The following is a 24,329-nucleotide window of genomic DNA, read 5'->3' on the forward strand; positions in this document are numbered from 1 at the left end:
TTACTCTCCATGTCTTTGTGTCATGAGGTCAACAAGTGTCGCAACCGCAAGATTGATAAAATCCTCATCTTCAGCGTTTGCATCTACGATTGTGACTGGGTTGCTACATTGTGCCACGAGGCCTTGCGCCAGTGCCGTATCAGCTGCCGAGTCTTCGAGTGGGCCGCCTGGAACCGAATAACTCGACAATCCGCGATTGGGCACTAGGATATGCGTGGGACCTGTCGCAACGTTCGTGCGCTCAGCCACAATTGAGGCTAGTTTGATCATTTCATCAACACTTGTGCGCGGAACGAGGATGACCGGATTGTGATAGGTATAGGCTCGATCTGCGTATGCGCTTGGGAGACTATTGGGAGTGTCAAGCAAAATACCAAGATGATCCGTACCGCCTGGCACAACAACTTGTGGCAGCCCAAGCGCGGCAGCAACTGTCAACCGACTCTCATCAGCGGCTCTAATGCCGCCGCCTATGTCATCGACGATATCACCCAAAGCATAGTCGAACACAGCTTGAATAAGGCCGTCCCGCATCAGTTGTTCCATCGCGCGCCCACCGGACCCCACCGCATGGAACACAATTGTTTCAAACCCTTGTTCGGCAAATTTTTCCATAGCTTTCATAGTACCTTGGGTCAAAACCCCAAGGTTTGTGATGCCTATGACAGGTTTGCTAGGATCGAATGAAATTGGTTGATAGGCATTTGCCATGCCAACTACAGCACCAGCGGCATTCGATACTATTGCGCGGAACAACGGGTTGAGGCCCAGGATATCAGCAACCGAAAACATCATGGTAATGTCTTTAATTCCGACATAGCCAGATGTGTCTCCCGAGGCCATTGTTGACAGCATTACTTTGGGAAACCCATAGGGCAAAGCTTGCATGACTTGGGTGCAATTGGCAGTGCCCTGAGTGCCGCCAAGGCCAATAATGCCGTGAATTTCCCCTGACGTTAACAGATCCAATATCCTTCGTGTGGCCCCGTCGACCATAACTTTGGATGCGGTTTCTCGGCTAGGATTGGCGCGCAAATCGACAAGAGAGGTACCACCTAACTCAGCAATTTCATTTGCGGGAATATCGGCCGCAAGTTTTGAAACGCCAACCACTCCGATATCAATTAAAAAAGGCTTCGCGCCGAGCCGGCTAATTTCCTCAGCTAGGAATGCACATTCGTCAGATTTTGTATCCAGCGTTGCGAGTATGGCAATGGTTTTAGTCATTTTTGACCACCTTTTGAAAGCCTAGTGATCTAAACTCTGATGCTGCAGCGGTTACAGCGCGTTCAATCGGTAGACGCTCGGTGGAAGAACCTGTCCAAAAACCATGTCCGCTAGTGTGCTCAAGCATGTATTGCGCGTCTTCGGGCGTTTCCATAGCAGCACCATGCCCAACAAGAATACTGTCGGGTGATACCTTGCGAATAGCTTGATAGACGTCTTCGCTTTCTGCAGCGGTTTCTTGGATAGTTGTACCGTTATCGTAACCGGTGAGACCACCTTTGGTGGTGCCCGCATGATAGCAAAATATGTCCGGTTGCGCCTGTTCGGCCAGCGCTATGCCGTCTTCTTTGGTGAAGGCCAATCCCACGGTGACCATGCCCATTTCCCGAGCCAAAACGAGCATATCAATCTCATTTTGGAGCGTTATACCTGCGCTTGTAAGTACTTGGAATATTTCACTGTCTTTATCGACATAACTAATGGAAGGACCAATGTTCGATACCGCATTTACCCCCATGCGCATGCAGTCTTCAAGAATCATGCGCATGTCTTTTAAGGGGTCGTTCGCGTTCAAACAGGCACAGACAAAGGCCTTACCAGACAGGGCTGGCATGACGTCTTCACGGGTGTAATCCAGTGTTTGCTTGTTCGAGTCCAAAATGGGCCACATCATTGACATCGTGCCCATCCCGTTTGACCGCAAACGTGCGCCCGAGAAGGTATTGATGCAATCAATGCCTTCTCTTTCAAGAATTTTAGCGACGAGGCCACTGCCTGCGCTGGCTATCATGATTGGATTTTTCGCTTCTACCTTGCGACGCAGGTTTGAGCGAATTGTCTCTGATGAAATCCGTTTGGTAATCATAACTTACTCCGAGAGTTGTGTGCCTTATGGGCGTAGAAATGTATCGAGGGCCGTGTTCAAACCCGATTGGAAAGCTGCAGGCGCGACGTATTTTGAAGGCAGTTCGCAAAGCGTAGCTGATGGAATTTCACTCGCCCAAGCTCGCGCTATATCAAGTGGGTGCAAGGGATCGTTCGGCGTTGCGACGACCAGTGTCTTCGCAGCGATGGCTTTAAGATCACCAAGCGAAGCTAATGGCGTGTCTTCAATGATTTGAGTGAGAACAGGGGCATTGTTACGAGAGTTTGGGCGATTGATTGCACCCAAGATTGATTTAGCAGCAGCTGGGTTCGTGCGAGTTAAATTGAAAAAAAATGGATCTTTATTTAGACGATCAATAGCGTCTTGTTCAGGCCCTTGAGATAGCCAAACGCCAATTTCATGGATAATTTTCAAGTTTTTTGGATGAGTTTTATCCATCCAAGCTGGCCTAAGCAAGATTAAGCCATTCACGAGATCAGGGCGCTTTAAAGCCATTTTTATAGCGATACCGGCTCCCATGGAAATACCGGCCAGTGTGACGCTCTCGACCTTACGTTGGTCGAGAGCGTCGAGAGCAAGGGCGGCAAACCTTTCAAAGCTTGCCCTACCGTTTTCACGGGGACGATCGCCGTGGCCTGGCATGTTCATCGCGATCTGCTTATCAGAGAAATACGCGTCAAACATGCCATGAAATTGGTCACACGTCGCTCCGAGCCCATGTAAAACCATCAACTGTGGCTCACTGTTCATTTTCCAATCCTTTCAAAAATGTTTGTGGGTCAGCTGATGGTTCACACCGGCAATCAAACGGAGGTGATCAATCCTTGGGTGACCAAGTGGCCATCGACGTGATTTCGGGTTGGGACATAAGATCATTGTCCAATTCACCGGCATCGCGTTTGGCAATGTAGCTATCGATCTCCCACGGCACAGCCGATGCAATATTTTCTGCTGTCAGCATAGGTTGAACGTTGTAAACATGCCGCGGAAAGTCCTCACCGGCGATGTGACGTTCAACCATTTGGAAAACTAAATCGGCTTCAAGGGTTGGTGGGTTGGCGACGGTACCAAGCATGGTGCCTTCTTTCATCCAATCCCAACCGATTTCTTTACCGTTGCTGGAGTAAAGTGATATTTCACCTGCTCGCCCCGCCTCGTCGAGAGCTTGGATGGCACCAGCCATCATTTCTTCGTTCATCGCATAGATCACACTAAAGTCTTTACCAGAGGCAAGATAATCTTGCGTAACTTCTAGACCGCCATTGCGGCTCCAGCCGCCAGAGCTTTCGAGAACAATGGTATTGTTGCCTCCAGATTCTGCTACTCCAGCTTCGAACCCTTGATGGATCATTTCAGCAATACCTTGACCGTAGACGCCTTCGATCAATGCGATGTTTTCCCCGGGATGCGCAGCACCGATTGCTGTGCCTATGGTGTGCCCCATCCCTATCCAGTCGCCACTGACCATGCCTGTTGGAATGTGATAGCCCGCAGGCGACGGAAGGGCCGCAACGAAGAAAATTGGTATACCAGCTTCGGTTGCGCGTTCTGCAGCTTGCGTCCCGCTTTCAGCATTGCCGGATAGCAAAACGATTATATCGACTCCTCGGGCGATAAAGTCTTCGACATTAGCCAGCTCTTTGGAAGGGCTGTATTCCGAGTTGGCGACTGTGACTTCGTGACCGGCAGATTCGGCGAGTTTGGTGAACATTTCCGCTTCGGTCCGGTAATAAATATCTGGTCCAGCAAGAACAAAGCCGATTTCTTCAGCCTGAACTGCTTGCCCTGACACTGCTGTCAAAAGCCCCGCGGCAATCACTCCCCATTTCAATGCGTTTGTTTTTGTTTTGATAGACATGCTACTTCCTCCTAGTTGATAGTTGGTTTAAGATTTATCTTTGGTACGGCTACCTGCGATAACCGCTCCGATGACGACCACGCCCAGCATGATGTATTGCCAGAATGTCGAGACACCGATGATGTTCATTGAGTTCGAGATTATGCCGAGGAATAAGACGCCGAGAAAACTTCCAAAGACTGTCCCGCGTCCTCCAGCTAGTGCTGCCCCGCCAACAACTGTTGCTGCGATTGTTTCCAGCTCCAATCCGGCAGCCATATTGGGACTGCCAACGCCGATGCGTGACATCAAAATCATAGCAGCAAGACCTACGAGCAGTCCGTGTAGAGCATAGACCTGCACTTTGAATTTCAAGACGTTGATGCCCGCTAAATGTGCAGCTTCATTGTTTTCACCCACAGCATAAAGCTGCCGTCCGAAAACTGTGTGACGTAGAATGAGCCATGCAATGATGCAAACTCCAAGAAAGATGAAAACTGGAATGGGAATTTCTAACCAGCGACCACGCCCAAGAGCCTGAAATTTGCGGTCTAGAGGAATTTCTGCACCGTTAGTCATTAACAATGCAATGCCACGATAAATCGCCATAAGACCAAGCGTTACAATGAACGGTTCGAGCTTTAGCTTCGAGATCACATAACCCGAAAGCGCTTGAAGAGAGACACACAATGTTAATCCAGCAAGCACAATCACAGCGATAGGCATGTCTAAATTTAATAAAGTGGCCATCACACAAGCCGCTAATGATACAAGGAAACCAACAGATAAATCGATCTGCCGTGCGATAATCATCAACGTCATACCGATGGTCACGATGCCTGCGACAGAAACCTGCAGCATCACGTTTCGAATGTTGTAAAGCGATAAAAACCTTGGCTCAATCAGCGCGATTATCACTATATAGGCTATTAACGCGATCAAAAGTGGACCGCTGCGATTATCTATAAACTTGTTCCAAAGAAGACGCAGAGCTGATTGAGCGTTTTGCGCCTGGGCGTTGGTCGTTGTGTGGCTAAGGTCAGGCAATGTTTGGCCTCCTAGAGTGCAGCTGAAATGATATTGTGTTCGCTGATATCAGCGCCGGCTAATTCGCATGTAATTTGCCCGTTTTTCATAACGGCGACTCGATCACATAGGCCGACCACTTCTGACAACTCAGAGGATGCCATAAGAACAGCGCAACCAGCTTCGATGAGGGTTTGAATTTCGCGGTAAACTTCTTGTTTTGCGCCGATATCAATGCCACGGGTTGGCTCATCAAAAAGATAAATCTGAGGATGTGTCGCCATCCATTTCGCCAAAATGACTTTTTGCTGATTACCGCCGGAAAGATTTTTGACGGAGTGCTCGATGGAACCAACCTTGATCCGTAACTTCGTCACCATTTCTTTGGCCATAGAGCGAGCTTTGGGCCAATTGACTAGTTGTCCCTTACGCTTGGTTTCATATGGAATGTGAATGTTTGCGAGACAGGATTGATTAAGGAATAAGCCGTCAATTTTGCGATCTTCTGTGATAAGGCAAATGCCAGCATCAATAGCATCTTTGGGGCTTTTGAACTTTTGGACTTTGCCCTGAACACGTAACATTCCGCTGGTGATCGGCTTGCTACCAAAAATAGCGCTCAAGAGTTCAGTTCGACCGGCACCGACAAGGCCAGCAAGACCAAGTATTTCCCCTCGGTTCAGCGTCAAGCTTACGTCGTTAACCCCCGGGGCAACAATATTTTCGATTTCCAGAGCGATTTCGCTGGTTGTACTGCAGACGTGGTGGCAGACCTCTTCAACTGTACGGCCGATCATATCCTTGATCAGAGCCTGCTCTTCAACGTCATTGATTTGCTTGTCGGATATCGTTTTACCATCTCGCAAAACAACCACACGGTTCGCTATACGGCGTACTTCTTCTAAGTGGTGAGAAATAAAGATTATACCAACGCCACTATCCCTCAATCGCTCAACAACTTTAAAAAGAAGCTCGACCTCATGCTTGCCAAAACTAGCAGAGGGTTCATCCATGATCAGGATCTTAGCGTCTGAATTTACCGCGCGCGCAGTTTCTACTATCTTTTGTTGCGCTCCCCCAAGCTCACTGACGACAGCATCAATTGGAACATCCGCGCCCAACATCTTCATTATGTCGCGGGCTCGTTCCATCATAAGTGGACGGTCGATCAACCCATGCTTCGTACGTAGCTCACGCCCGACAAAAAGGTTTTCATAGACCTTCAAATGCTGAAATAGGATATTTTCTTGGTAGATAGTTGAAATGCCATATTCGAGTGCCAGCCTCGGAGTGAGTTCGGGGTAAGTAACCCCGTTCAAAACGATCTGGCCGCTGTCTGGCGCATGCGCTCCTGACATTGTTTTAACAAGTGTTGATTTGCCCGCGCCGTTTTCTCCACATAGCGCAAGAACCTCCCCGGCATTTAAGTGGAAACTGATACCATCAAGCGCTTTGTTAGCTCCAAAGTGTTTGACGATGTTACGCAAAATAAGGATGGGCGTATCAACCATGTGATGCTTCCATCTTCTGGTCACACTGAGGTGTCGACGGTGCGAAAAGAGAAAACTTCTCAATCTCCATAAGATCCTCCCAAACCTTAAAAAAAATCAAACTGATGGGAGACAGGATGCTTCATGTCTATTTCGCTGTCTTGTCGGATTTAATTTTGGATGATAGTACAAGTATTCTCTGGGAGGAGGAGAGTGCCATGGAAGATCAAAATCCAGCCATTTTTCAGGCTGATGGGAGTGAGCATACTGCTGATGCATGCGAAGATTATAGAAGCGCGATTGAAAATGGAGACCTTCGAGGTGGCGCATGGGCACGGGGACAATATCCTGGAAAATCATTAGATAACAATCTATTGGATGGGATTTGCGCCATTGGATATTGGGACTGCGATCGCAACCAAGATTGGTTTGTAAAATCCCATTTCAATGAAGGCATTGAAATAACCATGGCGTTGAATGGTACCGTTGGCTTCGAAACAGGGGGGAAGGCAGAAACTTTGACGAGAGGACGGCTTGCTCTAACAAGTCCTTGGCATGAACACTCGCTTGGCGGCCCATACGTTTCTGCAAGTCGAACGGTTTTTATAATCTTGGATGTTGGGGTTCGAAGGCCGAACAGCACTTGGGTATGGCCCGATTGGATTTTGGCATCCGACGTTGAAAAACAAACTTTGGCGCAACAGATCTTGCATAATCATTCGCCTGTCCGGCTCGGAACACCCGAAATGATTTTTGCTATGGAACAAATTTATGAGCTGCTGACTAAGGGGGAGATTGAAAAAAATGCATCAGCAATGGCTGTGTATGTCAATCTTGTGTTCAAAGGGCTCTCGGAAGTGCTTGATTTCCAATCCGATTCCGATCTGAATTTAGATGAAAAGCATATGACCATCGACGTCTTTGCGAAAGGGCTACAGCAGCATCTGTCACACGATTGGCGACTTGAAGACATGGCGAAACAATGCGCAATGTCTCGGTCGCAGTTTAGTGCACTTTTTAAAGAAGTAACGAATAAATCACCAATCGAATATTTAAATGAACTTCGGCTTGAAAGCGCAGCGAAACAACTCAAAGAAACGAAAACAAAAGCGATAACAGATATTGGGTTTGAAACAGGTTTTGGGTCGAGCCAATATTTTAGTCGCAAGTTTTCAGAACACTATGGAATGTCTCCGCGGGCTTATAGACACCAAATTGAACCGGCTTAGATTGCGCAATAAACGCAACAGGTTCTCATTATTTGCTACAGAACCGCTAAACTTATGGGTTACTGCACAATACTCCATTATGCGTCCAGATTGGCCACATTCAGTGCATTTTCTTGAATGAAAAGACGGCGTGGTTCGACTTCATCGCCCATGAGACGGCTAAACAAATCGTCCGCATCAATGGCATTGTTTACACGCACCTGGAGCAATGAGCGCTCATCGGGATCAAGTGTTGTCTCCCAAAGTTGCTCTGCATTCATTTCGCCAAGACCTTTATAGCGCTGCAGTGACAAGCCTTTGCGGCCAGTTGCAAACAACATGTCGATAAACATCGTTGGTCCTGTCAGCCTATCGCCGCGATCTTTGCGGCGAAGTGTCGGCACCTGATCGAATACTTCCGTTAATTGCGGTGCTAAACGGTTAAGTGCTCGTGCATCTGATGATTGTATCAGGCTGGCATCGAGAACCTGAACCTCTTTAACGCCGCGCACTGTACGCTCAAAAATATAACCGCCAGCGCCTTCGTTCGACGTATTCAAACGCCCTGTCCAACCGCGCTCGGTCTCCTCTGAGATCATATCAAGACGTTCAGCGGTTTTAGCGGCAACCGCTTCTGTCGCTGACAAATCGTCCAATATGGAAGCATCCATGACACCGCCGATAACAGCCTGTTCGACAATCGCATGATCGTAACGGGAGTGAAGACCAGCAAGTAAGGTGCGCATTTGAAGAGCAACATCGATGACCGGCTTGATATCGTTGCCAGTACGCACTTCGCCGTTGCCCATTTCAAGGGTTGCCTCTTCAAGGCCAACACTAATGAGATATTCCTCCAGCGCTTTTTCATCATGGAGATATTGAGAAGATTTGCCGCGCGAAACTTTGTACAGAGGCGGCTGCGCAATATACAAATGCCCCCGTTCAATCAACTCCGGCATCTGGCGGAAGAAGAAGGTCAGCAAAAGCGTTCTGATGTGAGCGCCGTCAACATCCGCATCAGTCATGATGATGATTTTGTGATAGCGCAATTTGTCAGCGTTAAACTCGTCCTTACCAATGCCTGTACCTAGCGCCGTGATAAGCGTTCCAACCTGATCGGAACCAAGCATGCGGTCAAAGCGTGCGCGCTCAACATTTAGAATTTTACCGCGCAACGGCAAGATCGCTTGGTTTTTACGGCTACGGCCTGACTTGGCAGAACCACCAGCAGAATCACCCTCCACGATGAAGATTTCTGACAATGCAGGGTCTTTTTCTTGGCAGTCAGCAAGCTTGCCAGGGAGCGACGTGATATCAAGCGCGCCTTTGCGGCGTGTCAGTTCACGTGCTTTACGCGCTGCTTCTCGCGCAGCGGCCGCTTCAACAACTTTAGACACCAATACCTTGGCTTCATTGGGATGCTCTTCTAGCCATTCCGACAATGTCTCGTTTACAAGGCTCTCCACAACGGGGCGCACTTCGGACGAAACAAGCTTGTCTTTTGTCTGCGATGAGAATTTCGGGTCTGGCACCTTAACGGACAAGACGCATGTTAAGCCTTCGCGGCAATCATCGCCTGTAAGGCTGACTTTTTCTTTTTTCAAAATACCAGAGCGATCCGCATAGCCTGTGACCTGACGGGTCAAGGCACCACGAAAGCCAGCCATATGCGTGCCACCATCGCGCTGCGGAATGTTGTTTGTGAAACAGAAAACATTCTCCGTATAGGAATCATTCCACCATAGAGCGACCTCTGCTGTGATACCGTCCTTCTCGCCAATGATATAAACTGGCTCTTCAATGAGGGATTTGCGTGTGCGATCGATGTAGCGAACAAACTCTTTCAGTCCACCTTCATAAACCAGCTCAACCTCTTTCACATCGGCGTGGCGCTTATCAGATAAAAGAATGCGAACGCCCGAGTTCAAAAACGCCAGTTCGCGCAGGCGATGCTCCAACGTGTCGAACTTAAACTCGACATTTGTGAAGGTTTCCTGGCTTGGCAAAAAGGTGACTTCTGTACCGGTATAATCACCGGCCTCGCCAACGACTTTAAGCGGTGCATCTGCAACACCATGTGTGAACGTCATTTCATGGAATTTGCCTTTGCGCCCGATGCGCAATTTCAGCATGACTGACAGCGCATTCACCACCGAAACACCCACACCGTGCAAACCGCCAGATACTTTATAGGAGTTCTGGTCAAACTTACCGCCCGCATGAAGCTGTGTCATAATCACTTCAGCGGCAGAAATGCCTTCTTCGCTGTGGATATCAACAGGAATACCGCGTCCGTTGTCTGTCACAGTGACAGATCCGTCGGCATTCAGCGTCACAGTGACAAGATCAGCATGCCCCGCCAAAGCTTCATCAATCGCGTTATCGACAACTTCGTAGACCATGTGATGCAGACCAGAGCCGTCGTCCGTATCACCGATATACATGCCGGGCCGTTTACGCACGGCATCCAACCCTTTGAGAACTTTAATAGAATCAGCACCATAGGCGGCGCCGGCTGCTGATTCTGTGGTTTCAGGTATGTCGTTCATATAGTAAAATCTCTTTTCAGGTCCGCGCCCCACACGCGCCTTCACATGATATGTAACCGCTTTGCGAATCACACATCTTAATCCCTTAAATATATAGGCTTTTTGGCCTCAAACACCAAATCTGATCAACACTTATAAACTGTCCTTTTTGCCGTTTACGTAAAAGGCAGTTTATTGCTATAGGTAGATTGGTAAATTCAATGGAGCATTTGTCGTTTTATGAACCTCGTTTTTCGCCTGCTTTGGGTTGTCATCACCGCTTTTAGACGTTCAAAACTCGGCATGATGGAGGAGAGCGTCATCACATTGCGTGTTATGCCCAATGACCTTGATACCAATATTCATATGAATAATGGCAGATATCTCACAATCATGGATCTTGGCCGCGTGGACTTCATCATTCGCAGCGGCATGGCCAAGCAATTGCGTGAGCAAAAATGGTATCCTGTCGTGGGATCAGCCAAAATATCATATAAAAGATCCCTCTCTCCATTTCAGCGTTATGAATTAAAAACACGCGTTCATGGGTGGGATGAAAAGTGGATTTACCTCGAACAAGAATTCGTCGTGGGCGATGTTCTTTACGCACGCGGCATTGTTAAGACGTTATTTCTCAAAGACGGCCATAAAATTCCAAGCAGTCAAGTCGCGCATGCCATTGGCTATGATGGCCCATCGCCGGAAATTAATCCCGCCGATGAGCAAGCTCTTTCCTAACGGCCTGCGTTACATCGGAATTGGCCACTTCTGATAGGTATCAAAAATATCCTGCATAACCGCATCAGATAAGGTCACATCCTTGGCGGCGATGTCACACTTCAGCTGCTCCATATTGGTTGCGCCAATGATTGTAGATGTCATGAAAGGACGGCTAATACAAAATGCGATGGACATTTGCGCAGCGTTAAGCCCATGGCGCTGTGCAATATCAAGATAAGCCTGCAATGCAGGCATCGCGCGCGGTATATAGCGGCCACTTAAATCTTCTTGAACTGTGCGGCGTGAGCCTTCTGGCAAAGCACCATTTTGATATTTTCCCGACAGCATGCTTGCTGCAAGCGGAGAAAAGCACATACAGCCCACATCTTCGTGGGCAGACAGTTCTGCCATATCCAAATCATAGATGCGGTTCATCAAATTATATTCGTTTTGCACCGTCACGACACGTGGCAGATTTAGCTCTTCTGACAGGCGAATATATTGCGCCGTTCCCCAAGTGGATTCATTTGAAAGACCGACCTGCCTAATTTTTCCTTCATCAACAAGCTCGCCCAATGCGCCCAAGATCATGACAATATCATCTTTGCATTGCTGGCTATTTTCTTGGTCTGGTGAAAAGCTCCAGCTTTGGCGGAAGTGATATGATCCACGGTTCGGCCAATGGACTTGATAAAGGTCGATATAATCAGTCTTCAAACGTAGAAGGCTCTGTTCGCAAGCTTTCTTAATTCCGTCATGAGAAAAACCCGCGCCATTGATCAAATGTTCTTGGCCCGGGCCACCAACCTTGCTTGCCAAGATAATGTCGTCGCGCTTGCCGCGCTTTTTAAACCAATTACCAATAACGCGCTCTGTATCGCCATGCGTCTCTGCACGAATTGGAACGACAGGATAAAGCTCGGCAGTATCGAAAAAATTGACACCTTCACTGACAGCGTAGTCCATTTGTTCATGGCCTTCACTTTCAGTATTCTGCTCACCCCAAGTCATTGTCCCAAGACAGATTTCGCTCACTTTAATATCAGTGCGGCCTAGCTGATTGTATTTCATCTTTATCCTCATATATCTTTATGCATCAGGAGATATGTCACGAATGAGCGAACCGCTACCCATTTTGTATTCTTTTCGCAGATGCCCTTACGCGATGCGCGCGCGCATGGGGATTGTATCCTCCGGTATTCAAGTCGAATTGCGTGAAGTTTTGCTCAAAGACAAACCCGCTGAAATGCTTAGCGCTTCGCCTAAAGCAACCGTTCCCGTACTCATTGCAACAGATGGTACAATTGTGGATGAAAGCCTTGATGTCATGCTTTGGGCGCTTGGCCAAAATGATCCCGAGCACTGGCTATCTGAAGAAGCTTTGAAACTTGTCGCGCATAATGACGGACCGTTTAAAGCTGCGCTTGATCGCTATAAATACCCAAATCGATACGCTGACGAAACAATTAACCGCAACGGACAGCGCGATATTTGTGCGGCAACTTTTGAAGATTATGAAAATCGACTCAAGCACCAGAATTTTCTCTTAGGCGACAAGTCTTCGCTTGCTGACAACGCGATTTTTCCATTCGTACGGCAATGTGCATATGTTGATCGCGCATGGTTTGATGCACAGCCTTGGAGCCATTTGCATCAATGGCTTGATCATTTTTTGAGTTCTGATCGTTTTGACTACATTATGCGTAAGCATACGCCTTGGAAAACAGGCGATGAGCCTTTGATATTTGGCGGCTAATCACCACATAGGTGCAAAGGATATGTCATGGATATTAAAACAGCACCGTTTATTCCGCCGCACCCTTCCCCGCGCACTGAACCGCCAAGCCGCTTCGAAGTTATCCGCACCGTTATGCGTAACCCCTTAGAGCTTTGGGGTGAGGTTTCTTATCGCGAGCCGTATATCACGGCAAAATTTCTCAATGAGAAAACACTGATCATCAACCATCCTGAATTGATCAAACATGTCTTGGTAGACAATGCTAAAAACTATCAGATGGCACGTATCAGGCAACTTATTCTGAAGCCAATATTGCGTGAAGGATTGCTAACTGCCGAAGGTGACACTTGGAAACGTTCACGTAAGGCAATGGCACCTGTTTTTACGCCCCGTCATATTCATGGCTTTGCCAATATGATGCGCGATCGCACACAAAGCTTTTTAGAACGCTACCGTAACAATCTGGGCATTCATGATATCAGTCATGATATGACAGAATTAACATTCGAGATATTGGCCTTAACATTATTCTCTGATGAGGTTGTTACCGAAGGCGTTGATTTTGCGAGCGATGTCGATGAGTTACTGTCGACGATGGGGGCTGTTGATCCCTTAGACCTTTTAAAAGCCCCTGAATGGTTACCGCGCTTTAGGCGTTTGCGTGGGCGAAAGGTTTTAGAAAAATTCCGCAATGTGGTGCGCAGCACCATGGATGCACGGCGAGAGAAAATTAAAAGTGCGCCGGATAATGTTCAAAACGACTTTCTAACGCTGCTGTTAAATGCAGAAGGGCCTGATGGGCTGAGCGCTAATGAGATCGAAGATAATCTGATCACATTCATTGGTGCCGGACACGAAACAACCGCCCGTGCGCTTGGCTGGACGCTTTATTTGCTTTCTAAAGCACCAGAAGAACGCACAATCGTGGAAGATGAGATCAGAAGGGTTTTATCTGGTAATCCCGATCCCGTTGACTGGTTAGAACTAATGCCAAAAACTCGCGCCGTGTTTGAAGAGGCAATGCGCCTTTATCCGCCAGCGCCGTCGATCAACCGAGAAGCCGTCGAGCCTGAAACTTTTACGTTTAAATCTGGCGAGAGCGTTAAAATTGAAAAAGGCACGACCGCATTGGTGATGCCTTGGACTCTTCATCGCAATCGATTGCTATGGGAAAACCCAAACGCATTCATTCCGTCACGTTTCTGGCCTGAAAACCGCGATAAAATCGACAAATATCAATATTTACCGTTTGGGGCAGGACCGCGCATCTGCATCGGCGCAACATTCGCATTGCAAGAAGCTGTGATCGCTCTAGCGCTCTTGCTTAATGAGTTCTGGTTTGACGCAACACCATCACTGTCGCCTTGGCCTGTTCAAAAACTTACTGTTCAGCCGCAAAACGGTTTGCCAATGCAGGTTAGCCTGCGCTCATAAGTCGGCTTTTCATTTTTGACAAAGTAACTTAGACCTGAGCTGCAATTAGAGCCGGAATTTTCATGTCATTTTCATTAGGCCTTGATACAGGCGGAACTTATACTGACGCAGTTGTTTTTGATAACACGCAGAACATTGTCACTGCTAAGGCAAAATCGCTCACAACGCGCCATAATTTAGCAATTGGCATTGCTGGTGCTGCGGCCCAAGTTTTAGAGCTCAGCGGCGTTACTGCCCGCGATATTTCTCTTGTATCCATATCAACCACACTTGCGACGAACGCGCTGGTTGAAGGTCAAGGTGGGCGCATTGCGCTCATTATGATCGGCTTTAGCGAAAAGGATATCGAACGGGCAGGATTGAAGAACGCTTTGCGCGACGATCCGATAATATTTTTGCCTGGCGGCCACGACACATTCGGCAATTCAAAGACCCTTGATTTAAGCGCATTGGACGCTGTACTTGATGATCTTGCCGAGCAGGTTTCCGCCTTTGCCGTTGCTGGCTACTTTGCCGTGCGTAACCCAGAGCATGAAAATGCGGTGCGCGCGTTGATCCTTGACCGGACACAACGTCCTGTGACCTGCAGCCATGAATTATCGTCAAAACTTGATGGTCCCAAACGCGCTTTAACAACTCTCCTTAATGCGCGGCTCATTGATATGATCGCACGGTTGATCAACGCGACACAGAGCTTTTTGGATGAACACGCCATTGAAGCGCCACTGATGGTTGTGCGCGGTGATGGCTCTTTGATCTCCTCTGAATTTGCACTGCACAGGCCAATCGAAACAATCTTGTCTGGCCCTGCAGCATCAATGGTCGGCGCGCATTTTCTAACAGGCGTCGATGATGCAATCATTGCTGATATTGGCGGCACGACGACGGACATTGCTATACTCGACCAAGGCCGCCCACGCATAGATGAGACCGGCGCAAGCGTTGGTGGTTATCACACAATGGTGGACGCGGTTGCCATGCGCACGCACGGGCTTGGCGGTGACAGCGAAGTAAAGCTCAATGACAAAAATCTTCATGCGACCATTCAACTAGGGCCGCGCAGGCTTGCTCCAATTTCACTGGTCGCCGCCTCCTATCCAGACATTATTATATCCGCGCTCAAGCGCCAGCTTAATCAGCAAATCCCGACCAGGCTTGATGGACGCTTTGCATTTCTGACGGGCATGCCAGAAAATATGGCAGCAGGACTTTCAAAGACTCAGGCAGCCCTTTTGGCGCGTATTACAACCACGCCGCAACCGCTTGATAGACTATTAAGAGGAACAGCAGAAGTCGTCACATTGGACGGGCTTGCATCACGCGGGCTTGTCTTAATCGCTGGCTTTACACCATCTGATGCCAATCATGTTTGCGGCGCGTTTAATCATTGGAACGGCGAAGCTGCTGCTCTTGCTGCCGAACTTTTTGCTAAAAAGCGCGATGGCAACGGTAAACCGATATGCGACACCCCAGAGGCACTCTGCGAACTCGTCATTAACCGGCTAACTCGGCTGTCCGCAGAGCATATTTTGGAAAGCGTTTTTTATGAGGACGGGCTAGACGGCGCTTTGGCGATAAAATCACCGCTCATTGAACGTGCCCTTGACCGAACAGCGGGCATCGCGCGCATGGCGCTGTTTCTTGATAGACCACTTATCGGGCTTGGAGCAGGTGCGGCGGCTTATTATCCGGTAGCGGCTGATACACTTGGACTTCAATGTATCGTGCCCGACGATGCGGATGTAGCAAATGCCATCGGCGCTGTCGTGGGACAAGTTCGGGTGCAGGTAAGCGCTGAAGTTGTTCAGAACGAAAATATGCAATTTGCAGTCACAGGTTCCGAGCTAGAGCTCACAGTAAACCTGTTTGCAAAAGAAGAAGAAGCTTTGGCGGTCGCAAAATCTGCCTGCGAACGTGCAGCCCATGATAAGGCTCAACGCGCTGGGGCGCATAATGTTGTTGTTGTCGTCAATGATGGTGTTAGTGCAACGGATCTGGACGGAAAGCGTCAGTTCATATCTGCAACAATTGTTGCAACAGCCAGCGGTAGACCTGCCGCTTAAATGCATTATTGCCTATTTAGATAAGATCTTTAGCATTCTTGCGCGATTGACGCATAATCAGCGCTCCCCTACTTAACAGGTAACACGCGCGAAAACGTTTTATACGGGAGAATATTATGACTGCACTGATCGATAAATTCGGCCTTAAAGTATCGCCTACCCTTCATGATTTTCTCGAGAATGAGGCGCTTTCAGGCACAGGTGTCGGCTCTGATCAATTTTGGCAATCTTTTTCCGATATTGTTCATGATCTTGGACCTAAAAACCGCGCATTGCTGGCAAAACGCGAAGAGCTGCAAACAAAGCTTGATAATTGGTACAAGCAGAACGGTGCGCCTTCTGACATGGAAGCCTATAAAGGCTTTTTGAGCGAAATTGGCTATCTTGTGCCTGAAGGCGAAAAGTTTTCAGTTGATACGCGCAATGTCGATCCAGAAATCGCAAAAGTCGCTGGGCCGCAACTCGTTGTACCGATTATGAATGCGCGTTTTGCGCTTAACGCGGCCAATGCACGTTGGGGCTCACTCTATGATGCACTTTATGGCACGGACGCAATTGGCGATCTACCTGAAGGCAAAGGCTATGATGAAGCCCGCGGCGCACGCGTCATTAAATGGGCCAAGGACTTTCTCGACAGTTCTGTGCCTTTAAAAGGCGAACAATGGGCCAATGTTACTGGCTTTAAGATTGAAGATGGCGCTTTGCTGATCACGAGCAGCAAAGGCGATACCGGCCTTGAAGACGCAGCCCAATTTACTGGCTACAAAGGGGACGCAAACGCCCCGCGCGCATTGATGTTTGTCAAAAACGGCATGCATGTGGGCATTCATATCAATGCAGACCACCAGATCGGTAAAACGGACCCTGCACATATCTCTGACGTATGGCTTGAATCTGCGCTGACCGCGATCATGGATTGTGAAGATTCTGTTGCCGCCGTTGATGCCGCAGATAAAACGCTGGTCTATCGCAACTGGCTTGGCCTGATGCGCGGCGATCTAAAAGAAAGTTTTGAAAAAGGCGGCAAAACCATCACGCGTGAGTTGCATCCAGATTTAGATTTTACCGCCCCTGATGGGAACGAAACATCGCTCAAAGGCCGTTCATTGATGCTTATCCGCAATGTCGGACATTTGATGACCAACCCAGCGATCCATGACTGTGATGGCAATGAAGTACCTGAAGGCATCATGGACGCAATGTTTACGGCGCTGATTGCACTCTATGATGTTGGCGAAAATGGGCGCCGTGCCAATTCGGCAGAAGGCTCAATGTATGTCGTGAAACCGAAAATGCATGGCCCCGAAGAAGTTGCCTTTGCGGTTGAAATATTTGATCGCGTCGAAGCGGCAATTGGCATGAAACCAAACACGATCAAAATGGGTATTATGGATGAGGAGCGCCGTACAACGGTGAACCTGAAAGAATGTATCCGTGCCGCCAAGCACCGTGTTGTCTTTATCAACACCGGCTTCCTTGATCGTACTGGCGATGAAATGCACACATCCATGGAAGCTGGTCCAATGATGCGCAAAGGCGACATGAAGCAAGCGACATGGATCAGCGCTTATGAAGACTGGAATGTTGATATCGGCCTTGAATGCGGCCTTGCTGGCCATGCACAAATTGGCAAAGGCATGTGGGCAATGCCCGATTTGATGCATGCTATGCTTGAGCAAAAGATCGGCCACCCTAAAGCCGGCGCAAACTGCGCATGGGTGCCTTCACCAACAGCAGCAACGCTTCACGCAACACATTATCATGAGGTTGATGTTCATGATGTGCAGGCAACCCTTGCTCAGCGCGGGCGGGCGAAGCTTGATGACCTTCTATCTATTCCGGTTGTCACGCGGCCAAACTGGACGCCGGAAGACATTCAGCACGAACTGGATAACAATGCGCAGGGTATTCTTGGCTATGTTGTGCGCTGGGTCGATCAGGGTGTTGGCTGTTCAAAGGTTCCAGACATCAATGATGTTGGCTTGATGGAAGATCGCGCGACGTGCCGTATCTCGTCACAGCACATGGCCAATTGGTTGCATCACAATGTTGCAACGAAAGAGCAAATCGTTGCGACCATGAAGAAAATGGCCAAAGTCGTTGATAAACAAAATGCTGACGATCCTGCCTATAGCCCAATGGCGGATGATTTTGATGGATCTATTGCTTTCCAAGCAGCGTTAGAACTTGTGCTTGATGGCAGCGCGCAGCCTTCTGGATATACAGAGCCTGTGCTTCACCGCCGCCGCCTTGAGCTCAAAGCAAGCTAAAGCAATTTATTAGCAAACATTAAAAGCCGTCTTGAGAAATCTGGGCGGCTTTTTTCATGGCGTTTACTGTCTTAGCTTGTCGATACCGATGCCAACCGCATCAAACCCACCATCGACCGCCAACACGTGACCTGTAATGTAGCTTGCTTCTGATGAGGTCAGAAACCAGATCGCATTGGCAAGCTCACGTTCTTCTGCGTGCCTTGGAATTGGCATCACATCATAATAGGCACGGCGAATATCGTCGCTATGGACCTTTTTGGCCATATCTGTTTCCACAGGTCCAGGCGCAACGGCATTAACACGTATATTATGCTCACCAAGCTCAGCGGCATATTGCTTAGTCAAATGCGCAAGGGCAGCCTTGGATGTGCCATAGGCAACCCGCATCGTAGAAGCACGCAAGCCAGAGATAGACGTAATATTGACAATCGCGCCGCCGCCAGCCTCGATGAGGTGGGGCACAATGGCCTGCGTCATTAAAAATGGTCCATCAAGATTAGTCGCCATGACTTGGCGCCAAAGTACATAGTCATGATCCATCGCAGGTGCAAAATCTGCGATGCCAGCATTGTTGACCAATGCATCCAAGCGCCCAAACTTTGCCGCAGCCTCTTCAACCGCATTGGCCACCTGCTCAGGGTCTGAAACATCCGCAACGATATGATATATTCGATTTGAACTGAGCCAATGAGCCGCCGCTTGCAAAGTTTCAGCCATCCGATCAAGCATCACAACACGCCATCCCTCCTTTAAAAATCGCCTTGCGGCCTCAAGGCCAATGCCCCGTGCAGCGCCAGTAATCAGAACAACCTTCTCAACATCCGTCATATTTGTTTCCTCATTTTAGGCCGCCAAAGACAAAATTCATTCACTATTGAACTATATTTAAATTGCGCGTATTTTCGCAACGTACTAGGCGTATTTACAGATGTGAAGCTGGCACACGGCTCTCTTATAGGAAAGAAACATTATGACTTTGCGTTACGCGATCATTGGGGCGGGCATGATGGGCCGTGAACATATGCGCAATATTGCTCTTATGCCGGATGCTTGTGTTAGCGCTATTGTTGAACCTGATGATGAAATGGCAGCCCTTACCATGCAAATGGCTGTTGAGACTGGCATGCAAGCCCCTAAACGCTACACAGAGATTAGTGATCTACTAAGCTCAAATATTGCTGATGCGGTCGTTGTCGTTAGCCCAAATGACACACATTTCGACATGATGCAGAAGTTACTCCTAACCGACCTGCCCGTTCTCTTGGAAAAACCTAGCGCTACCAGCGTTGATCAAGCATGGAGCCTAGTAGATAGCGCTGAAAAACGTGCCGCTCCGGTTTGGGTTGCTATGGAATATCGTTATATGCCGCCCGTAGCGCGCATCATTGATGAAGTGCGTAACGGCACTATTGGCAACACCAAGATGATCTCGATCGTGGAACATCGGTTCCCATTTTTGAATAAGATTGGCTCATGGAATAGGTTTAATGCACGTACCGGCGGCACGATGGTTGAAAAATGCTGCCACTTTTTTGATCTTATGCGTCTTGTCACAGGTTCGGAAGCCATCCGCATCTTTGGCTCGGGCGCACAGGATGTCAATTTCTTTGACGAGCGTTATGACGGCAAACAGCCCGACATTTTAGACAATGCTTTTGTCATTGTGGATTTTGAAAACGGCATGCGCGCATCACTTGATTTATGCATGTTTGCAGAAGGATCATACTGGCAGGAACAGGTTTCTATTGTTGGGGATACTGGGAAAGTTCAGGCTTTCGTGCCTGGCCCATCGCGCTTTTGGCCGGGCGGCGTTGAACGCGCATCAGAAGTCATCATTTCGCCGCGTGCAGAACGTGCGCCAACACGATCTGAAGTCCATGTGGACGAGAATCTTCTTGCCGCTGGCGACCATCACGGAAGCACTTATTTTCAGCACTTAAAGTTCTACGAATTGTGCATAGCGCAAACAGGTGTACCCGAAGTAACACTGCGCGACGGGGCTCATGCTGTTACGCTTGGTGCAGCCGCCGAGCAGTCAATTCGTACGGGTGCCGTTGTGCAATTAGAAAATAGAAGCTAAAAGACCTAAATCGATTTAATTATTTGGGAAAAGCGGATGTTTATCACCTGCGGCGAAGCACTCTTTGATATTTTTGCACAGCCTTCAGCAAGCAGCACGCCACATGGGATCGGTTTTGATGGCATTGTTGGCGGCTCACCGCTCAATGTTGCCCTTGGTTTGTCGCGTATGGGCAACCGCGCAAGTCTTTTTACGCGCTTATCGAATGATATGTTTGGCCGTAATATCCGTGCGTTCATGCAGGATATGAACGTACATGATGATTACTGTGTGGCAACAGATCAGCAAACCACTTTGGCAATGATTCTTACCAAACCTGATGGGCAGCCTGATTACTCGCTCTACACTAAGGGCACGGCTGACTGCTCTATGGAAATGTCTGATATTCCCGCTGAACTCGATGAGCGTGACCAAGTTATCCATTTTGGTTCCTTCGCCACGGCGCTTCCAGAAAGCGGCGGCGTATTGCGAGAATTTGCCAAGCAGCAAGCCGGTAAAAGATTTATCACTTTTGATCCAAATGCGCGGCCAATAGTAATCCCAGAGCGTGATATTTGGCACGCCACGGTGGATGAAATGCTGCCCGTTTCCAACTTTGTTAAAGCAAGCGATGAAGACCTAGAGTTTCTTTATCCTGGACAATCCATTGAAGCATTTCTTGACCGCTGCATGGCAGAGGGTGTTGATGTTGCTTGTGTGACGCGCGGTCCTGATGGTGCGATTGCCAAATCCGCCAATGGCCAAAGCGTTGATATTCCCGGCCGAAGCGTTGATGTCATCGACACAGTTGGCGCTGGCGATACGTTTCAAGCAGCCAGTTTGCATTTTTTAGGCCAAGCGCAGCTAACGCGCAAAGGTGAAGCTCAAAAAGTGGACCTTGAGGCGCTGGTAAAATTTGCTATTGATGCAGCAGCACTTACTTGCACAAGACGCGGCGCAGATTTACCAACGCTTGCGCAGATTGAGGCTTTTGCACGTTAGACAATACTGTATGACGTTGCACAGCCTCTAAAGGTTTCCTATCAATAGGCTTCCAGTTTCGGCATACAGGATCAACGCATGCAGCTTTATCATCATCCCATGTCTGCGAATTCACGTTTCATACGTCTTTTGTTGGGCGAGTATGGGGTCGAATATGATTTGATTCACCAAAACCCATGGGACCGTGAAGCCGAATTCATGAAACTCAATCCTGCAGGAACACTGCCTGTATTGGTTTCAGAATCCGGCGTTGCCATCTGCGGCGTCTATGCAATCTGCGAATATATTGATGAAACCCGCGGAACAATGATGCGCGAACGCCGCTTAATGCCCGATTATCCACTGGATCGCGCAGAGGTGCGCAGGCTTATCGACTGGTTCTGCGTCCGTTTGGACCAAGATGCAACAAAGACGCTTGTACGCGAAAGAGTATTCAAGTTGGATATGCCACGCACGAATGGTGGTGGTGCGCCAGATTCAGCTGCCATGCGCGCTGCTCGCGGTAATGTTAAGCAACATATGCGTTATTTGAACTGGCTTGCCGGTAGTCGCAATTGTCTCAGTGGAAAGTCGCTCACTGCTGCCGATATTGCAGCGGCCGCCAGCATTTCCGTTTTAGACTATATGGGCGAAATCCCATGGGCGGATTCACCGCAGGCGGCAGAATGGTATCAACGGGTCAAATCACGCCCTGCCTTCAGGCCAATTTTAGAAGATCGGATTCGCGCGCTAACCCCTGTTTCGCACTATGCAGACCTAGACTTTTGAACCAGTGATCCATGTCGACCGCTCTGTCACCCGAGAAAGCTAAATCAGCCCTTATCAAGGATTTATCATCTGAGGGGTTTGAGCTGGTCGGTGTGATGGATGCAGAAGACACTGGCAATATGGGCGAGGCGCTTTCTGAGTTCATTGACGCTGATTATTTCGGCTCAATGGAATGGATGAAAGAAACACAAGAGCGCCGCAGCGCGCCCAAAAACCTATGGGAAGACGCAAGGACTGTCGTTCTCGCCGCAATGGTTTATTCGCCGGATAATGATTACAATCCATTGCAGGCTATAAAGCGCGACGATCGCGGTACAATTTCTTGTTACGCGCACAACCGAGATTATCATGACGTTATAAAGGGCAAGCTTAAACAGGTTGCAGGTCGGTTCGTTGCCAAAACGGGTGCCGAAGTCAAAGTGTTTATCGACACAGCGCCTGTGATGGAAAAACCGCTTGCTCAAAAAGCAGGGTTAGGCTGGCAGGGAAAGCACACTAATCTTGTTAGCCGCGAAATTGGTTCTTGGTTTTTTATTGGCTCGATATTTACAGATATGGCGTTGCCAGTTGATGAAGCTGAAACAGACCATTGTGGTTCTTGCAGATCATGCCTTGATAGTTGCCCGACAAACGCTTTCCCATCGCCCTATCACCTCGATGCGCGGCGCTGCATATCTTATCTGACGATTGAACATGCTGGTCCAATAGATATCGAATTTCGCAAACCCATGGGCAATCGCATTTATGGTTGTGATGATTGCCTCGCAGCCTGTCCATGGAATAAATTTGCAACTAAAGCACGTGAGGCCAAATTGCAGGCGCGTGATGATTTAAAAAGTCCGCCGCTTGCAAACTTGCTTCAACTTGATGATGCAGAGTTCAGGAAAATGTTTGCCGGCTCACCAGTCAAGCGAATTGGCCGAAACCGTTTTATTCGTAATTGCTTGATTGCAGCTGGCAACAGCAGCGATCAAAATATTGTCCAAACTATCAAACCACATTTAAGCGACCCAGACGCTGTCGTTCGGGGTGCTGCGGTTTGGGCATTGGCACAACAGTTAAGCCGCGACGATCTATACGCGCTTTATGAAACACAGCACCCAAAAGAAAATGTTGCATCAGTGCGCCGTGAGTGGACGGTTGCACTTGAAAGTACAAGCTTGGAACTGGAATGAGTAATAAACGAACCACGCTGATATTGGGCGCAGGATTTTCAGGTCAAAAATATGGCGCTTTGCTCTCAAATGATGGCATGCAGGTTTTTGGCACGACACGTTCGCAAGACAAGATCCCTGGGCTTAAAAAGGCAGGCATCCAGCCCATAGTCTTTGATGGTTCAATACTGACGCCCGCTTTGCAAGACGCTATAAACCAAGCAACCGATGTGGTGGTTTCCATTGCGCCGAATGAATTTGGCGACCCATCGTTAAAAGCCCTCTCTAGCGCACTGTCATCGGCACCACATCTTTCTTGGATCGGCTATCTTTCGACGGTGGGTGTTTATGGCAATCATGACGGCGAATGGGTTAATGAAGAAAGCACATGCAAACCTGTTTCCAAGCGATCTGTGCAACGCGTGGAGGCTGAGTTGGAATGGCGCACCTTTGCAACCACACAAGAGCTTCCACTCGCAATATTGCGGCTATCGGGCATCTATGGACCCGGGCGCAACGCTTTGAAAAATATGGTTGAAGGCAAGGCCCGCAGACTGGTTAAAGCTGAACAAGTGTTTAACCGTATCCATGTTTCAGACATTGCAGGCAGCCTGCGCTTTCTTTCAAATATGCGCGCTAACGGCATTTATAATGTCACGGATGATATGCCTTCGCCGCCACAAGATGTTGTCGAATACGCAGCATCGGTAACAAAAATTGATCCCCCTGAGCCAATTGATTTTGAAACTGCCACATTATCGCCCATGGCACGCTCTTTTTACGGGGAGAACAAGCGCGTCTCCAACTCAAAGTTGAAGGAGGCTGGTTTTCAATTTCAATATTCGGACTACCGGCAATCTTTAAAGAAGATGTGGGACGAAGACGATTGGCGTTAAACGCCAAATAGGGTGTATCA

General features: G+C 48.5%; 20 protein-coding genes. 11 read left to right on the plus strand and 9 right to left on the minus strand.

Annotated elements, in window-relative coordinates; translation table 11 throughout:
• From C504_RS0111935 to C504_RS0111960, 6 genes are all read right to left on the minus strand, one after another.
• Nucleotides 1-1,227 (minus strand): Tm-1-like ATP-binding domain-containing protein, encoded by a 1,227-nt coding sequence (locus tag C504_RS0111935; RefSeq protein WP_018689579.1) that lies wholly within the window; start codon nt 1,225-1,227, stop codon nt 1-3.
• Nucleotides 1,220-2,092, minus strand: coding sequence for a phosphoenolpyruvate hydrolase family protein (locus C504_RS0111940; protein WP_018689580.1), 873 nt, complete (start codon nt 2,090-2,092; stop codon nt 1,220-1,222). The genes C504_RS0111935 and C504_RS0111940 overlap by 8 nt, the downstream gene beginning before the upstream one ends.
• A gap of 24 nt (nt 2,093-2,116) precedes the next feature.
• Nucleotides 2,117-2,863 carry an alpha/beta fold hydrolase gene (locus C504_RS0111945; RefSeq protein WP_083923183.1) on the minus strand — a complete coding sequence of 249 codons (747 nt, stop codon included), beginning with the start codon at nt 2,861-2,863 and terminating at the stop codon, nt 2,117-2,119.
• Between the two features lie 67 nt (nt 2,864-2,930).
• Nucleotides 2,931-3,971 carry a sugar ABC transporter substrate-binding protein gene (locus C504_RS0111950; RefSeq protein ID WP_018689582.1) on the minus strand — a complete coding sequence of 347 codons (1,041 nt, stop codon included), beginning with the start codon at nt 3,969-3,971 and terminating at the stop codon, nt 2,931-2,933.
• Nucleotides 3,972-3,998: 27 nt separating this feature from the next.
• On the minus strand, nt 3,999-4,997 hold the full coding sequence (locus C504_RS17805) for an ABC transporter permease (protein ID WP_018689583.1): 999 nt from the start codon (nt 4,995-4,997) through the stop codon (nt 3,999-4,001).
• A gap of 11 nt (nt 4,998-5,008) precedes the next feature.
• Nucleotides 5,009-6,487: a sugar ABC transporter ATP-binding protein gene (locus C504_RS0111960; protein WP_018689584.1), complete on the minus strand. Its 1,479-nt coding sequence runs from the start codon at nt 6,485-6,487 to the stop codon at nt 5,009-5,011.
• A gap of 197 nt (nt 6,488-6,684) precedes the next feature.
• Between C504_RS0111960 and C504_RS18375 the strand changes: the two genes are divergently transcribed.
• Nucleotides 6,685-7,695 carry an AraC family transcriptional regulator gene (locus C504_RS18375; protein WP_018689585.1) on the plus strand — a complete coding sequence of 337 codons (1,011 nt, stop codon included), beginning with the start codon at nt 6,685-6,687 and terminating at the stop codon, nt 7,693-7,695.
• A gap of 77 nt (nt 7,696-7,772) precedes the next feature.
• Here the strand turns inward: C504_RS18375 and gyrB are convergent, their stop codons facing one another.
• Nucleotides 7,773-10,223 (minus strand): DNA topoisomerase (ATP-hydrolyzing) subunit B, encoded by a 2,451-nt coding sequence (gyrB, locus tag C504_RS0111970; RefSeq protein WP_026317444.1) that lies wholly within the window; start codon nt 10,221-10,223, stop codon nt 7,773-7,775.
• Between the two features lie 219 nt (nt 10,224-10,442).
• Between gyrB and C504_RS0111975 the strand changes: the two genes are divergently transcribed.
• A complete protein-coding gene (locus C504_RS0111975; protein WP_018689587.1) occupies nt 10,443-10,940 on the plus strand; it encodes an acyl-CoA thioesterase in 498 nt (165 codons plus the stop codon).
• A 9-nt stretch (nt 10,941-10,949) separates the two neighbouring features.
• Here the strand turns inward: C504_RS0111975 and C504_RS0111980 are convergent, their stop codons facing one another.
• The gene (locus C504_RS0111980) at nt 10,950-11,993 is read right to left on the minus strand and encodes an aldo/keto reductase (RefSeq protein WP_018689588.1); all 1,044 of its coding nucleotides are present in this window, start codon (nt 11,991-11,993) and stop codon (nt 10,950-10,952) included.
• A gap of 43 nt (nt 11,994-12,036) precedes the next feature.
• Between C504_RS0111980 and C504_RS0111985 the strand changes: the two genes are divergently transcribed.
• The 4 genes from C504_RS0111985 to C504_RS0112000 all read left to right on the plus strand — a co-directional run bounded on the left by C504_RS0111985 (nt 12,037) and on the right by C504_RS0112000 (nt 18,427).
• A complete protein-coding gene (locus C504_RS0111985) occupies nt 12,037-12,678 on the plus strand; it encodes a glutathione S-transferase (RefSeq protein WP_018689589.1) in 642 nt (213 codons plus the stop codon).
• A 27-nt stretch (nt 12,679-12,705) separates the two neighbouring features.
• Nucleotides 12,706-14,094 carry a cytochrome P450 gene (locus C504_RS0111990; RefSeq protein WP_018689590.1) on the plus strand — a complete coding sequence of 463 codons (1,389 nt, stop codon included), beginning with the start codon at nt 12,706-12,708 and terminating at the stop codon, nt 14,092-14,094.
• A gap of 62 nt (nt 14,095-14,156) precedes the next feature.
• A complete protein-coding gene (locus C504_RS0111995; protein ID WP_018689591.1) occupies nt 14,157-16,157 on the plus strand; it encodes a hydantoinase/oxoprolinase N-terminal domain-containing protein in 2,001 nt (666 codons plus the stop codon).
• 116 nt (nt 16,158-16,273) lie between these two features.
• Nucleotides 16,274-18,427, plus strand: a complete 2,154-nt coding sequence (locus C504_RS0112000) for a malate synthase G (protein WP_018689592.1) — start codon at nt 16,274-16,276, stop codon at nt 18,425-18,427.
• Nucleotides 18,428-18,490: 63 nt separating this feature from the next.
• Here the strand turns inward: C504_RS0112000 and C504_RS0112005 are convergent, their stop codons facing one another.
• Nucleotides 18,491-19,258 carry an SDR family NAD(P)-dependent oxidoreductase gene (locus C504_RS0112005; protein WP_018689593.1) on the minus strand — a complete coding sequence of 256 codons (768 nt, stop codon included), beginning with the start codon at nt 19,256-19,258 and terminating at the stop codon, nt 18,491-18,493.
• A gap of 142 nt (nt 19,259-19,400) precedes the next feature.
• Between C504_RS0112005 and C504_RS0112010 the strand changes: the two genes are divergently transcribed.
• The 5 genes from C504_RS0112010 to C504_RS0112030 all read left to right on the plus strand — a co-directional run bounded on the left by C504_RS0112010 (nt 19,401) and on the right by C504_RS0112030 (nt 24,309).
• Nucleotides 19,401-20,510 (plus strand): Gfo/Idh/MocA family protein, encoded by a 1,110-nt coding sequence (locus C504_RS0112010; protein ID WP_018689594.1) that lies wholly within the window; start codon nt 19,401-19,403, stop codon nt 20,508-20,510.
• Nucleotides 20,511-20,546: 36 nt separating this feature from the next.
• Entirely contained in the window at nt 20,547-21,491 is a 945-nt protein-coding gene (locus C504_RS0112015; protein WP_018689595.1) for a carbohydrate kinase family protein, read from the plus strand.
• Nucleotides 21,492-21,569: 78 nt separating this feature from the next.
• On the plus strand, nt 21,570-22,259 hold the full coding sequence (locus C504_RS0112020; RefSeq protein ID WP_018689596.1) for a glutathione S-transferase family protein: 690 nt from the start codon (nt 21,570-21,572) through the stop codon (nt 22,257-22,259).
• A gap of 11 nt (nt 22,260-22,270) precedes the next feature.
• The gene (gene queG, locus C504_RS0112025) at nt 22,271-23,434 is read left to right on the plus strand and encodes a tRNA epoxyqueuosine(34) reductase QueG (protein ID WP_018689597.1); all 1,164 of its coding nucleotides are present in this window, start codon (nt 22,271-22,273) and stop codon (nt 23,432-23,434) included.
• The gene (locus C504_RS0112030) at nt 23,431-24,309 is read left to right on the plus strand and encodes an SDR family oxidoreductase (protein WP_018689598.1); all 879 of its coding nucleotides are present in this window, start codon (nt 23,431-23,433) and stop codon (nt 24,307-24,309) included. The genes queG and C504_RS0112030 overlap by 4 nt, the downstream gene beginning before the upstream one ends.
• Nucleotides 24,310-24,329 lie beyond the last annotated feature (20 nt).

It is taken from the genome of Ahrensia kielensis DSM 5890 (genome assembly GCF_000374465.1).
GTDB classification, from domain to species: Bacteria; Pseudomonadota; Alphaproteobacteria; order Rhizobiales; family Rhizobiaceae; genus Ahrensia; species Ahrensia kielensis.

What these genes read in the sequence shown, in the direction of transcription:
- C504_RS18375 (WP_018689585.1), top strand. Translation starts at nt 6,685, where the DNA reads ATGGAAGATCAAAATCCAGCCATTTTTCAGGCTGATGGGAGTGAGCAT.
- C504_RS0112015 (WP_018689595.1), top strand. Translation starts at nt 20,547, where the DNA reads ATGTTTATCACCTGCGGCGAAGCACTCTTTGATATTTTTGCACAGCCT.
- C504_RS0111960 (WP_018689584.1), bottom strand. Translation starts at nt 6,487, where the DNA reads ATGGTTGATACGCCCATCCTTATTTTGCGTAACATCGTCAAACACTTT.
- C504_RS0112010 (WP_018689594.1), top strand. Translation starts at nt 19,401, where the DNA reads ATGACTTTGCGTTACGCGATCATTGGGGCGGGCATGATGGGCCGTGAA.
- gyrB (WP_026317444.1), bottom strand. Translation starts at nt 10,223, where the DNA reads ATGAACGACATACCTGAAACCACAGAATCAGCAGCCGGCGCCGCCTAT.
- C504_RS0111995 (WP_018689591.1), top strand. Translation starts at nt 14,157, where the DNA reads ATGTCATTTTCATTAGGCCTTGATACAGGCGGAACTTATACTGACGCA.
- C504_RS0112000 (WP_018689592.1), top strand. Translation starts at nt 16,274, where the DNA reads ATGACTGCACTGATCGATAAATTCGGCCTTAAAGTATCGCCTACCCTT.
- C504_RS0111945 (WP_083923183.1), bottom strand. Translation starts at nt 2,863, where the DNA reads ATGAACAGTGAGCCACAGTTGATGGTTTTACATGGGCTCGGAGCGACG.
- C504_RS0111950 (WP_018689582.1), bottom strand. Translation starts at nt 3,971, where the DNA reads ATGTCTATCAAAACAAAAACAAACGCATTGAAATGGGGAGTGATTGCC.
- C504_RS0111940 (WP_018689580.1), bottom strand. Translation starts at nt 2,092, where the DNA reads ATGATTACCAAACGGATTTCATCAGAGACAATTCGCTCAAACCTGCGT.
- C504_RS0111990 (WP_018689590.1), top strand. Translation starts at nt 12,706, where the DNA reads ATGGATATTAAAACAGCACCGTTTATTCCGCCGCACCCTTCCCCGCGC.
- C504_RS0112005 (WP_018689593.1), bottom strand. Translation starts at nt 19,258, where the DNA reads ATGACGGATGTTGAGAAGGTTGTTCTGATTACTGGCGCTGCACGGGGC.
- C504_RS0111935 (WP_018689579.1), bottom strand. Translation starts at nt 1,227, where the DNA reads ATGACTAAAACCATTGCCATACTCGCAACGCTGGATACAAAATCTGAC.
- C504_RS0111985 (WP_018689589.1), top strand. Translation starts at nt 12,037, where the DNA reads ATGAGCGAACCGCTACCCATTTTGTATTCTTTTCGCAGATGCCCTTAC.
- C504_RS0112020 (WP_018689596.1), top strand. Translation starts at nt 21,570, where the DNA reads ATGCAGCTTTATCATCATCCCATGTCTGCGAATTCACGTTTCATACGT.
- C504_RS0112030 (WP_018689598.1), top strand. Translation starts at nt 23,431, where the DNA reads ATGAGTAATAAACGAACCACGCTGATATTGGGCGCAGGATTTTCAGGT.
- queG (WP_018689597.1), top strand. Translation starts at nt 22,271, where the DNA reads ATGTCGACCGCTCTGTCACCCGAGAAAGCTAAATCAGCCCTTATCAAG.
- C504_RS0111980 (WP_018689588.1), bottom strand. Translation starts at nt 11,993, where the DNA reads ATGAAATACAATCAGCTAGGCCGCACTGATATTAAAGTGAGCGAAATC.
- C504_RS0111975 (WP_018689587.1), top strand. Translation starts at nt 10,443, where the DNA reads ATGAACCTCGTTTTTCGCCTGCTTTGGGTTGTCATCACCGCTTTTAGA.